At 40.1% G+C, this 13,447-nt stretch carries 9 protein-coding genes; 7 read left to right on the forward strand and 2 right to left on the reverse strand.

Features of this window, described 5'->3' with window-relative positions:
• Positions 1 to 4 precede the first annotated feature (4 nt).
• From ON05_RS06945 to ON05_RS06975, 6 genes are all read left to right on the forward strand, one after another.
• Positions 5 to 271, forward strand: a complete 267-nt coding sequence (locus tag ON05_RS06945; RefSeq protein ID WP_039781450.1) for a hypothetical protein — start codon at positions 5 to 7, stop codon at positions 269 to 271.
• Between the two features lie 53 nt (positions 272 to 324).
• Positions 325 to 1,467, forward strand: a complete 1,143-nt coding sequence (locus tag ON05_RS06955) for a DUF4832 domain-containing protein (protein ID WP_236619095.1) — start codon at positions 325 to 327, stop codon at positions 1,465 to 1,467.
• A 71-nt stretch (positions 1,468 to 1,538) separates the two neighbouring features.
• Positions 1,539 to 2,924, forward strand: a complete 1,386-nt coding sequence (gene murJ, locus ON05_RS06960; protein WP_010478211.1) for a murein biosynthesis integral membrane protein MurJ — start codon at positions 1,539 to 1,541, stop codon at positions 2,922 to 2,924.
• Positions 2,925 to 3,061: 137 nt separating this feature from the next.
• A complete protein-coding gene (locus ON05_RS06965) occupies positions 3,062 to 4,174 on the forward strand; it encodes a glycosyltransferase (RefSeq protein ID WP_010478213.1) in 1,113 nt (370 codons plus the stop codon).
• Entirely contained in the window at positions 4,171 to 5,532 is a 1,362-nt protein-coding gene (locus tag ON05_RS06970) for an O-antigen polymerase (protein ID WP_010478214.1), read from the forward strand. The genes ON05_RS06965 and ON05_RS06970 overlap by 4 nt, the downstream gene beginning before the upstream one ends.
• On the forward strand, positions 5,529 to 6,662 hold the full coding sequence (locus tag ON05_RS06975; RefSeq protein WP_010478217.1) for a glycosyltransferase: 1,134 nt from the start codon (positions 5,529 to 5,531) through the stop codon (positions 6,660 to 6,662). Before ON05_RS06970 ends, ON05_RS06975 begins: the two co-directional genes overlap by 4 nt.
• Before the next feature lie 117 nt (positions 6,663 to 6,779).
• Here ON05_RS06975 and ON05_RS06980 read toward each other — a convergent pair whose 3' ends face one another.
• Positions 6,780 to 7,916 (reverse strand): DegT/DnrJ/EryC1/StrS aminotransferase family protein, encoded by a 1,137-nt coding sequence (locus ON05_RS06980; RefSeq protein ID WP_039781455.1) that lies wholly within the window; start codon positions 7,914 to 7,916, stop codon positions 6,780 to 6,782.
• A 2,583-nt stretch (positions 7,917 to 10,499) separates the two neighbouring features.
• On the opposite strand from ON05_RS06980, the gene ON05_RS06985 reads away from it, so the two are divergent.
• The gene (locus tag ON05_RS06985) at positions 10,500 to 13,046 is read left to right on the forward strand and encodes a polysaccharide biosynthesis tyrosine autokinase (protein ID WP_236619096.1); all 2,547 of its coding nucleotides are present in this window, start codon (positions 10,500 to 10,502) and stop codon (positions 13,044 to 13,046) included.
• A 52-nt stretch (positions 13,047 to 13,098) separates the two neighbouring features.
• Here ON05_RS06985 and ON05_RS06990 read toward each other — a convergent pair whose 3' ends face one another.
• The gene (locus ON05_RS06990) at positions 13,099 to 13,410 is read right to left on the reverse strand and encodes a helix-turn-helix transcriptional regulator (RefSeq protein WP_010478223.1); all 312 of its coding nucleotides are present in this window, start codon (positions 13,408 to 13,410) and stop codon (positions 13,099 to 13,101) included.
• Positions 13,411 to 13,447: the final 37 nt, after the last annotated feature.

A 13,447-nucleotide genomic window follows, 5' to 3' on the forward strand; every position in this document is an offset into this window, starting at 1 on the left:
TTCTTTGTTTACCCCTCTTCTCACTCAAGTAGACTTTAAAAAAATGGGCAAAGAACTGATGCAAAAAAAGATACAAAAAGCTAGTTCAGTACTATGGAGTTGTATTTTTTTATCAGCATACTTTAATGCTAGTACCAATGGAGTAATTGCCGCTGAAATAAGCAGCACACAATCCCAAAAATATGAAAAGAGCAACCTAGACTTCCCCAATCCAGAACGAGGTTTTTTTTTCCATATAGTCCTTGGGGGACTCAACCTCGCCCTAACCTAGAGTTAAATGAGCTAAAAAAGTTAAGGACTCAAAACATAACATTAGCTCGAAGAATCTATCTCATCTCTGAGTTTAGAACACAACCCTTATCACAATCATTTCTAGATAAAGTATCTACGGATCTTTCAACAGCCCGAAAGTCCGGAATAAAGCTAATCATCAGATTTGCCTACAATTGGCTGGGAGGAGGGGAAGACACCTCTGTTGAAAGAATAGTTTCTCATTTGGATCAGTTAGAACCAATACTGAAAAACAATTATGATGCGATTGCTTATCTAGAAGCAGGATTTATTGGATACTGGGGGGAATGGAATCGATCAACTAATGGACTACGAACCAACCCTCAAGCAAGAAGAAAAATATTAAAAAAATTACTATCCGTTCTGCCTCCCGAACGAATGGTTGCCCTAAGATATTCCTATTACAAAGGTGATATTTTTAACCAACAACAACCGCTCACTGAGAGCGAAGCCTTCAATAGAAGCGGTAGAGCCAGAACCGGAGCACATAATGATTGCTTTCTAGCTGAAATCGACGATTGGGGTACGTATAACCACACCGATCCGAAGATTATTAACCAGCAGAAGGCTTTTTTGAACTTAGATAACCGATACCTTGTACAGGGTGGTGAGGTCTGCAATCCTAGCCCATATGATGACTGTCCCAACGCTCAAAAAGAGCTAGCCTACATGCGCTGGAGTACCTTAAATAGCTTCCCTTCTGATGGGAAAAGCATATTAGCAGACTGGGTGACTCAAGGCTGTATGGACAACATCAAGCATCGCCTCGGTTATCGGTTTAGGTTAATCAATGCAGAAATGCCCATCAAAATTGCCGCTGGTGAACCATTTAGCTTAAACTTTTCAGTCATAAATGAGGGTTGGGCCAATGCCTACAATCCTCGAGAGTTAGAAATTATTCTTCGCCACAAATCAACAAGACGGAACTATACTCTACTTACAGAAGAAAATCCTCAATTTTGGATACCTGGGCAAAAGACCACTATCAATATCCTTGTCCAAACTCCCAGTACCTTACCATCGGGGACATATGAAGTATTTTTGAATCTTCCAGATCCATCGAAGCAATTATCCCATCGGCCAGAGTATTCGATCAGACTAGCAAATAAAGGCACTTGGGAAGAAGACACTGGATTCAATTCACTACAGATGAACCTAATCATTCGAAGCAAGTAAATCGCATCCAAAACTTTAAAAAACACTTTATTTAAATTCTGATTAACCTCAGAGATATTTAGGAAAAGTAGATGGAGCAAAGTAAACCACAGAAACTATTTTCTTCCCTAAAAAAAATAAAGAATAACTCCCTGAACAACCAGATTTTCAGTGCCACACTGATTGTAGTGATGCTGACAGTAGGTGTCAAAATTGCTTCTTTTATTAAAGATCTGGTTGTAGCTTGGCGTTTTGGCACCAGAGATGAGTTAGATGCCTTTTTGATTGCCTTGGTCGTTCCATCTCTACTCAGCAATGTTGTCGCATCTTCTTTCAACTCTGCCCTTATTCCTACCTATATACAGCTTAGAGAAACTAAAGGTATATCTGAAGCGAATAAGCTATTCTCCAATTTGATGGTCTGCGTTCTAATAATATTAAGCCTACTATCAATATTGATGTTAGGTTTTGCCCATCTATATTTGCCATTTCTTGCAGCAGGCTTTGATGAGCAGAAATTGGCTCTAACGTTTAGAATACTTTGCACCATTTCTCCCATCATTCTCCTAGACGGAATCATTTGTAATTGGCGAGCAGTATTGAACGCGGAAGAAAATTTTACTGTAGCTGGTGTTGCCCCAATCTTTACCCCCATTGTGACTATTATTCTCCTTCTACAGATCCATTCATGGGGTGTTTATACTTTAGCGGTTGGATTATGTGCTGGGATGATCTTAGAGGTACTGGCAATAGGACTCACACTCAGCAGAAAAGGGATTCCACTCATCCCCAAATGGCAAGGATGGGACGACAATTTAACCCATATTTTTAAGCAATATCTTCTGGTCTTATCTGGAGCTGTTTTACTTTGCAGTGCCGTTCCAATTGATCAAGCAATGGCAGCAATGCTATCACCCGGAAGTGTGGCCTCACTGAACTATGGAAATAAAGTAATTGCTGCTCCCATGGGGCTTTTTACCAGTGGTTTAACAGCTTCAATCATACCGTATTGCTCAAAAATGTATGCCAATGGAGACTGGATAAAAATCAGGCAAACGATTAGACAAAATCTAGGTTTAATTGCACTTATTGGCACTGCCTTAACCATAACAACCATTATCTTTTCAGAGCCAATCGTTCAACTTCTTTTCCAGAGAGGTTCTTTCGTTGAAAAAGATACTAAAATCGTTAGCCAAATACAGTCTTTATACTCTCTGCAAATCCCATTTTATATCGGAAACCTATTTTTAATTCGCCTAGCTAGCTCAATCAAGCAGAATCATCTTCTCCTTTGGGTTTCCGGCTTAGATCTCATCCTCAATATAGTCCTGAATTATATATTTATCAACATAATAGGGATCAAAGGGATAGCACTTTCAACTAGTATTGTCTATATATTTTCTTTCTTTTTTCTCTTCCTGCAAATCAACAGATATACGATTCAAGAAGCTAAAAAACTTAAAGTCGCAAGATATTGAGGAAAATACTAATGAAATTAGCATATAAAGAATCATCATAAAACTTCAAATGATGATTCATTCAAGAATAAATAGTTTTCAAGCTATAGTTCTTAGAAAAAACTAGGCAACCTAATTTATATTTCATATTTAAACCCATGAAAAATATAGCTTTTTTACTACCGACTCTTCACGGTGGAGGTGCCGAGAAAGTAGTTATTGCCTTAGCCAATGGTTTTATAGAAAGAGGTATACCGGTTGATTTAGTACTAGTCAATTCAGAAGGTGAATATTTTAATCAGATTCATCTCGCGGTTAATATTGTCGATCTCCAGCAAACCAGAGCTTTGAAGGCTGTAATACCTTTAGTTAAGTATTTACAAAGCTCTAAGCCATCTGTACTCATCTCCCACATGAGCCGAGCCAATCTTGCAGCCATCATAGCCAAAAAATTGTCCAGGGTAGATACGTCTCTAATCTTAGTGGAGCACAATACCCTATCTGCCACTCAGTCAAAACTATTCCGGGCTAAATTATTTCCATTCTTCATGAAACTGCTATATCCCCAAGCCGACACAATTATTGGTGTTTCTCAAGCAGCGTCAAGAGACTTAGAAAAATCATTAAACTTGAAGGCAGGGTGCATTCAAACGATATACAACCCAGTTGTAGATAAGACCTTAGGTTTAATGGCGGAGCAACCTATACAACATCGATGGTTAGAAACTGGCTCCCCTCCTGTATTTTTGGCGGTCGGTAGATTGACTGCACAAAAAGATTTCGATACCGCCATCAATGCATTTGCAATCGTCAGAAAAAAAATCCCTTCCCGGCTCATGATTTTAGGTGAAGGGGAACTAAGACCACACATTGAAGACCTGATTTCCACCCTCGATATTGCCCAAGATGTCCTTATGCCTGGTTTTGTGCAGAATCCGTTCGCATACATGCGTAAAGCAGCAGCATTTATCCTATCGTCTCGATGGGAGGGATTAGGGAATGTTCTGATTGAAGCAATGGCATGTGGCACTCCAGTTATTTCCACTAATTGCCCCCATGGACCCAAAGAAATCTTGGAAAATGGCAAATATGGCCAATTAGTACCTGTCGGTGATACGAATGCCCTCGCCAAAGCCATGCAGAACGTCTTAGAAACTCCCATAGACTGTGAACGTCTGATTGAAAGAGCTAATTACTTTTCAGTCGAGCGTGCAATCACTCAATATCTATCAGTTATTGGCATTAACGAACCCTTGAAATTGACTCTATGATCTTGTTAGCTTATCTTGGGTTAGTCATTTTCATTGTTATATTTGAACTTATCAGGGATAAACAGGCTTTAATTGATTTCCTAAGTTTTTTTAATGTTCTTTTCTGCTTGGCATTTCCTTTGCCAGGGATATTCTTACTTTTTTCAGAGCACAGCAACCTAAATACATCTATCCTCAAAGGAACGACGATTAACCTTAATAGTTTCCAAGTCCCTTTACTAATTTTTTTGACTTATTTTTTTGTTGTCATAGGATTCCATTTAGACTCTGCGATTAACTCTGCCAATAGAATTTACATCAAAGAAAAGAATAGTGGCTATTTTGTTGTTACCTATGCACTGATTTTATTGTTAATATCTTTTCTTTCAATCGTAATCTATAGCGTTCAAAACGGTGGACTTGTCAATGCAATCTCTAATGCATCCTTACTCCGTTCTACCGTCATTGAAACGCCTCAATTCTCTTTAGTTAAGAGATTCTTCTTGCTATCTTTTATGGGATCTTTCTTAATATCTTCCATCCTATTCAACGATAAATCAAAGGGAAAAAGCATCCAATTATTGATTGTATTTATATTTTCCATTGCTATTTCTTTACTTTCTTTTTTTCTGATTGCAACCCGCGCAAATATTCTAAGATATGTACTCACATTCTATTTGGTATATTCCATCAGAAAAGGTAAACACTCCTTGGGTGTCGTAATATTCTTTATTACATTACTCGCAATCATTTCTTCCTACGGGAAAGAAATCTTTGGAAGTTTAATCTACCTTTCAGATGGTATTGATGCTGTTACGGATAATTTTCAGAATAGTATTGACGCCAATATACAGTCAGAAAGCGACCAATCTAACGTACTGGATGAATTCAGTGCTCCATTTTTCTCAATATTTGCAGCTACAAACTCCACCTATGAACTCAGGCTGTTGAGTGACTGGTTCTATGGATTAGCATCATTTCTCCCTGATCGGATTTATGAAGCACCACCAACTGTCTCTTATTACAATACAAATTTCTTAGTTAATACGGATAAATATGAAATTCCGTCTGGCTTTATCTCTTCATGTTTATATAGTATGTCTTGGCCAGGATTAATTATTTTTAGTTTATCCTACGGATGGATAGGGAGATTTATCCAGCAAGTCACTTATAATCATTCACTTGAAATTCATTGGATGCAATATATATATGTCTACTCTGCATTAGTTTGGTCAGACTATACGATATATGCAGATCCCAAAATATTACTTCAAACACATTTTTGGTTTTTTATTTCATGTTTCTTTCTGGTTGTATTATCAAGTAATTTAGTTGTATCTGATAAATATTCAATTGCAAGAATGAGGTCAGATAAGTGAAGAACAAAAAAACGATATTATTTATAATCACAAACTTTGATAGAAATGGAGCGCAAGTCATACTCTATAACATCTTGTCCAAAATAGATCGCTCACTTTTTAAGCCCGTCGTTATTTCTTTAATGAGCACCTCTGATTTCAATAATCAATTCCAAGAATTAGAAATCCCCATATATGCATTAGGGATGCAACAAAGACTTCCCAATATAACTCACCTTTCCAAATTAGTCTCAATTATCAAAAAACATCAGCCAGATATCATTCAAGGGTGGATGTACCATGGCAATATTGCTAGCTGTTTTGCCTCTTTATTCAGTTCTCATTCACCTCCAGTAATATGGAGTATTCACCACTCAATAAATGAACTCTCAGCTGAGAAATTACTCACTCAACTCTTGATCAGAATTGGAACCTTACTTTCTTCGTTTACCAGGGAAATAGCTTATGTTTCCAAAACAAGCCAAGAGCAGCATGAAAAACTAGGATATGCGACTCAAAAAAGTTGTGTTATACCCAACGGCTTTGATACTTCGCTATTTGTCCCTTCCGCTGAAAAAAGGAACGCTTTTAGAAATGAACTTAACTTAACAGAAGCAGAGACTGTGATTGGTATCGCTGCCCGATACCATCCTATGAAGGATCATCATAATTTTCTTACGGCTGCAGCGCTACTTGTCCCAAAATTTCCTAACGTCCATTTTGTCCTTGTGGGGGATGGGGTAGATGAATCCAACACAACCTTAACTGAATTAGTTAAAACAGCAAGACTTCAAAAGCATGTTCATTTGCTTGGCAAGCGAATAGATATGCCAAATATTTTCGCAGCCTTAGATATATTGACCTCTGCTTCTGCATATGGGGAGGCTTTTCCATTAGTCGTTGGTGAAGCGATGTCTTGCCAAGTGACCTGTGTGGTAACAGACGTTGGAGACTCAGCTTTTCTAGTTGGGGATACTGGGATAGTGGTACCCACTAAAGATCCTGAATCCCTAGCGAATTCTTGGAGTACATTAATCACACGAACTCCAGAGCAGAGATTTCTGATGGAAAAAGCTGCCAGACAAAGAATTCTTGACTCTTTTTCATTAGAGTCAATTGTGAAACAGTATGAGGGCATGTATGTAAGCTGAGAGTCTACCTATGGCCAAAATCTCTCGATATTGAGGACCTCATAGAAAATTTACGCCTGGTCGCAAGAATAGTTTTCCCATCGCTATAGAGATGAAACTGTCAAATTATCTCAACCCTCATGAAGCAAGGGATGAAATAATGGCAATAACGCGATCCAAATCTGCATCTGTCATGCCAGAACCAGACGGCAAGCAAATACCATTATTAAACAAATCTTCGGACACTGTACCGCCAATATGGTCGCATTTAGCAAACAGTGGCTGCAGGTGCAAAGGTTTCCAAACGGGTCGGGACTCAATTTGATGATCCCGTAGAGCTTCTTGGACCCTATTTCGGCTCACTCCAAATTTGCGAGGGTCAATCAGCATACAGGATAACCAGTGCGTTGCCCGTCCGAAAGTGGGCTCCGGCATTAAGGTTAGCCCAGGTAATGACCCCAGATCTTGAAGATATCGATGATAGATGCGACGTCGGGCAGCGACTTTTTTGGGTAAGAGCCTGAGTTGGCCCCGACCTATACCCGCTAACACATTACTAAGACGATAGTTATATCCCAAGTGGGAATGTTGATAATGAGGAGCTATATCTCTGGCTTGCGTCGACAAGAAACGAGCTTTGGCAATTAACGTTGCATCTTCTGAAACCAACATTCCTCCACCAGATGTTGTGATAATTTTATTGCCGTTAAAAGAGAACACCCCCAGTCGGCCAAAGGTGCCCGTAGCTTTGCCCTGATAGTTTGCTCCCAGCGATTCAGCAGCATCCTCAATCAGGGGAATATCATACTCATTGCAGAGTTCTAAAATCGGTCCAAGATCCGCACTTTGACCGTACAAATGGACTAAGACAACGGCCTTTGGTAATTTACCTAGGCGAGCCCGCTGTCTTAAGGCCTGCGAGAGTAAATTTGGGTCCATATTCCAGGAGGTGCGATCGCTGTCTATGAAAACAGGCACTGCCCCTTGATACAGAATCGGATTCGCGCTAGCAACAAAGGTCAGTGTCGAACAAAATACTTCGTCACCTGGTTCAACGCCTACCAGCTGCAACGCTAGATGTATGCCAGCCGTACCTGAACTCAGGGCTGCTGCATGGGAAATTCCCACTGCTTCACTAAATTCCTGTTCAAAGGCATCTAAATGTGGCCCTGCAGGCGCAATCCAATTGGTTTCAAACGCATTCACCACAAAGCCCAATTCATCCGTACCCAAATGTGGTGGAGATAGAAGAATTGGGGGTGCTGTTTTTTGGATATCAAGGTCTGAATGGTCAGCAGTATTCGGTTCGCTGGTATCGGGAGTTCTATTCTCTGAGGTTTCAGATTGAAAGTGTTGCAAGAAAAAGTTAACGGTATCTTGCTGAATCCAACCTTTTCGCACAGAAATTTCCCCAAATTTGAGATCAGACTGTTCCTGAACTTGGAGAATTTCAGAAATTTGACGTTCATCTAGTAGATCAGCTGCTTGCAGATATTGTCCAATAGGCTGATAAGCAGATTGTGTTAGTAGTTGTGGGAATTTATCTACAAAAAAATGGATGGTGGACGTTTTTAAGGTACCTTGCGAAGCTAGAATTTCGCCAATTTTGAGATTGTTGCATTCTGCCTGCGTTTGCAACGCTTTTTCAAGCTGCTGAGTAGAAACTAAGCCCGCTTTTTTGAGAACAGATCCTAATGGTTTGAATGGAGTTTTAGTGATAGAGCGATCTAAAGGAGTATGTAACATCGATTTAGCAATCTCATGAAGAAAATGAACATGGACGCACACGAGAAACTAATTTAGAATTGGGAATCCCATGAGGCTTGAACAAAGGATTTCGCCATTAATGCACTCAATCTTCGTGAAGTCCTTTTAGTGCATTATTTTGGCTAGGTGATCTAGCCTACATAGTCACTATTCTAAATTTTAGATATCTTGAGGAGCTGATATTGAGTGACACAAGAGGCTCTCACTCAGAAAAGACCACACTCAAATGCCTTGTGACACTTCACTCCGCTTGAATGACTGATGCTCACGCCGTAACGACAGTAGGGATATGAGCAAGGTTGATGATTAGAATATTTGAACTAGTTGCGTCACCAAAACCATCACCCCCCCAGAATCGTTGATGTAAAGAATAAGTTGGACGCTTTTTTATTTCAAGTCTTGTGGAAATATGAAGTATCCTAAATCAAATCTACCATAATCTTTGTGTTCCTTGACACAAGAAGTTGTGCTTTCATCACCAAGATTTACTAATGAGCATCTAACTATCTGTTTTAGGGCAAAAAATGGATGTAGCTTTTTTTTATACTGAAAAGTGGTTTTATTCCAGGATCAAAATTTAATCTATACACAAGTACTTATACATATTTTTTTAAGATCAAGTAAAATACTCAATAAGCTAAAAAACATCTATGGCTACCACTAAGAAGACTCAAAACGGTTATTGAGGTAGACAAACTTATATTATGAATGTCTATTTATATAGCCATCACTCTAGTTATATCCTCAAAAAAGTAAGATATTTTTGGTCGGAATTATTTTTGATTTTAGAGATATGATATGAAAATGATCTAATTTGAAATAAACTCGTTAATATACTCTGATAATATATCTTGAAAATAAAATTCATAAGAAGCTGAATGTCAAACTAATCTATCTATTAGAAAATAAGATTTATTTGATGGTTAGTAAATGAAATTATGCGCATTCTTCTTATACTCATGTCCCATTTGTACTAATACCATTCTAAGCGATGAGATTTTACTCAGACGACTAAAAATAAAGACTTATAAAAATAGTGGCATTCCAATTTCCCGTAAGACTTCATACAATTTACTCTTCCATTTGGAAAGAATATGTAGCAGGTATCATTATTAGATTAGTCAATACCTTATACTTGTAAGATAAAATTCCATCAAGTCAGCAGATGTGATAAGCAAGTTAGTAAGACCAATGATTACTATAAAATCTATGCCTTACCCACAAGTGGATTAAACGCATATGCAGAAGCATTTTTGGTGCTAAGACAAATGTTTCAATATCCCGTAGATTGGCCTTTTCCACAGCATCGTCAACGACAGAATAGGGGTTCAACCTCCTCGCCGTGCCCACTAGGCATTCTCTGGGGCAAAGAATAAGGGGGGTTAGCTCACCTCAAGTCTTTTGCTGGTAAGTACTTCAGGACTTGTGGGTAAGGCATAGACTATAAAATAGTGGAGGGAAGACCATACAAATTTTGAATACCATTCAAAATGTATTTAATACAAGAGATATATCAGCTTCTATAACGATAAATCTCACTATGCTTAGGTCAATTGGATAACTAACTTAGTAAGTCTGAATACTCTTAAGAGTGAACTTTGATAAATATGAAATAAGCAATCAACTGCCTTTTTGTAACTAGCAATACAATTGAGATTCAATTCAGCAAAATCTTGGAACAGGCGCTATGGTCTCTCTGAGAGTAAAATATCCCGAACGAGTTCAAGAACGACTACTTCACTTCTAATACTAAGATGACAGAGTCAATAGAGTTGCGTTGATGAATGATAGTGATCAAGTCCAGCATAAATATCATCTATATTAAGACATGCGTTCTCTTAAATTTTTATCTGACTAACTAATGATTGAGTATCAGCTTAAACATGTATAAGTAAATATATCCGGTTTTTAAAAGCTAGATAAAACTAAGAGCTAGAGCTGAGGAATTAGAAAATTATTAATGTATTTTTCTACATTTTTTTTGCACAATAGGAGTTGGCATTAGTGTTAGCCTCTCAAATCAGTAAATCAAGGAAATTTAGGCTAATCCTTCAACGCCATTGGCTACCATCTTCAGTAGCTTTCATTTTGGTGCTAACCCTCGGAACACTCGCAATAAAGCTGCTATACCAGCCTCTCTATGTCGCTGAGGGCCAATTGCGATTTACAAAAGTGAACCCCATTTCTAAACTCACTACATTAGGTACCGAAATTGGGAATTTAGATCCCCTTGATTTAGAGGGAAGGCCCCTTGAGACCGAATCTGCTGTCATTCAGTCCACGCCTCTTCTGCAAACAACCTTAAACAAACTAAGCACCCAGGAAGAGATTGATTACCCACTAGATCTCAAAGGTTTTCGGCAAAATTTTGTTATTGCAGATGTTAAGGGAACAGATATTCTCCGAATTACCTATAAATCCATTAATTCTGAGCATGCTGCTGCCGCAGTAAATTTATTGATGGAGGTTTATCTTGAGAACCATCTTCAAGACAATCGAAACTCCATTGAGACGGCTAGCAAATTTATCTCAGAACGAATTCCTCAATCAGAAAAGACTGTTCAAAATGCTGAAAGAGCACTCCGACAATTTAAGCAGAAAAATCAGATTGTAGACCTGAGTAACCGAGAGCAAGATGCCGAGGCAAAAATTGCTGAATTACAAGGAAAAATCAGTGATGCCCAAGCTCAAATTGCACAACTTCAAACTGAAGCAAATGTACTAAGTAATCAATTGGGCATGACGCCGCAACAAGCCATGGCAGCAGTTAGCCTAAGCCAATCTGCCGAGATTCGCGATGTGCTCACCCAGCTACAACAAACTGAGTCTCAGCTCGCCCTACAGACTAACCAGCTTACGGCCACTCACCCTACGGTTCTCGGTCTAGCTCGGGATGTAAACAAATTAAAAGCTCTGTTCCAACAACGTGCCCAGAAAATACTGGGGACAGAAGTAGCCGCCCCTGAACCCTTGATTGGTTCCCTGCAAGAAGAGTTGACTGCTGACCTCGTCAAATTAGAGGCCCAAAGACAAGGCTTAGTCAGTCAGGTCATTGCTCACTCAAAAACTTTAGAATCCTATAAGCAACAACTCAATATTTTCCCTGGTTTGGCAGAAAAGCAGCGAGAGTTAGAGCGAAAATTGGAGGCAGCACAGTCTACCTATGCTTTACTCTTGCAAAAACAGCAGGAGATTTTAGCTGAGGCGAATCAAAAAGTGGGGAATGCGCGAGTTTTGGTCCCCGCTCAAATTCCAAAATCGCCAGTTACACCGAGTCAAGCCGACTATTTGGCAACTGGATTATTAGGGGTGTTAGCCTTCTTCTCTACTGCCTACATACTGGAAACCCTGGATAAATCCATTCGGACTGTCGAAGACGCCGTGCATCAATTTGAGTATCCTCTATTGGGGGTTATTCCCGCGTTCGGGAATTCTAATCATTCGCTGTTTTACGATGGGGGATTACAACAATTAGCCCCTAAACTATTCCTCAGAGATTTTCCTGATTCACCGGTCAGTAACGCCTTTCGAATGCTACAAGTTAGCCTAAAATCGATACAAACAGGCCGCCATTGCCAAACTTTAGTGGTGACAAGTACATCGCCCCAAGAGGGGAAATCAACGGTGGTCGCAAATTTGGCCATGGCCCTTGCCCAGGCAGGAAATTACGTTCTGGTTGTGGACGGTAATCTTCGAAATCCGTTCCAAGACCGTATGTGGGATGTCTCGAATGAATTCGGCTTAAGCAATGTCTTGTTTGGGCAGGCTGATTTAAAGTCAGCGACTCAATCGGTCACTGCCCATGTGGATGTAATGACAGCGGGTAATCTTCATGCCAATGCCATGGGGATCTTGGAATCAAAACATATGACTGTGATGCTCAATGCAGCCAAATCTACCTATCACTATGTTCTGATTGATGCTCCTTCTCTAAACTCAGCAGCAGATGTATCTATTTTGGGAGGGCGAGCGGATGGCATTGTAATTGTGGTTAAACCTGGTATCGCCAACCTTCCCAATATAGCTGCAGCAAAAGAGCTATTGATGCGCTCAGGACAACAAGTAAAGGGGCTGATTATCAATGGCGCTTTATCACAGGATCAACCCTACGGTACCTTCCAGGCTCACTCCATGAACGGTCAGGTGGCTCCCCAGCCTTTGCCAACCCCATCCTCTAGTATTTCGTTCAATCCAAATCCTTTCCCCGATTACACCCCTGAAGCCCCATCGCAGGTTTTAGTACAGCCGAAGAGTCAAGCCCCCGATGAACTCCCGTTGCGGGATTTACAAGATCAAGTTGAGCATTTGCGGGCAGTCTGGATCCGATCGGTTCAGTTTGTAGATGAACAAGAAGAAGAGCTGGTTCAACTGCACCATACAGTGTCTGATTTGCAAGAGCAGATCCGCGATGCAGGCGGTTACTCCCACAGTTCTTCGGCAGCAACGGATCTGATTCGGCTAGAGCTTCGGTTAGCCCATGAAAAAGAACGGTTGCGCTTGTTTGAAAAAACTTTGGCTGGGCAACGGCAACGTTTACAGTCCCAGCAGGCGGTTTTTCAACATCATCTAGGACTGCTCCAGCGACGGATTAAGCGAATTGTGGGCCATCTCAATCAGGATCACCATTGGCATGCTTGATGGATTGTATGTTGCCCTTTCTGATTGCGGATCTACCTCAATAGCGAGGAAACTAGGCTGAAGTTTTGAGGCTGTCTAAAACAGACGCTAATAAACCAGGGAATAGGTCATCGAGTTCTTCTCGCCGCAGAGAATTATGATGTTGAGTCCCTTCTTTGCGCGAATAAATCACACCAGACTCCCGCAAAATTTTGAAGTGATGGGAGAGGGTGGATTTCGCAATTTCACAATCGAAGGCATTGCAGGTCAATTCACCTGAAGTGGCTAGTTGATTCACAATATCTAGTCGCACGGGATCTCCCAGGGCGTACAACACAGCCGCCAAGGAGATCTGCTGCGGTTCTGGGTGGAACAAAATTTTCATAGTTGCATTATGCCATGGGATGATTTATATTTTAATT

This window comes from Acaryochloris sp. CCMEE 5410 (assembly GCF_000238775.2).
Classification (GTDB): Bacteria; Cyanobacteriota; Cyanobacteriia; order Thermosynechococcales; family Thermosynechococcaceae; genus Acaryochloris.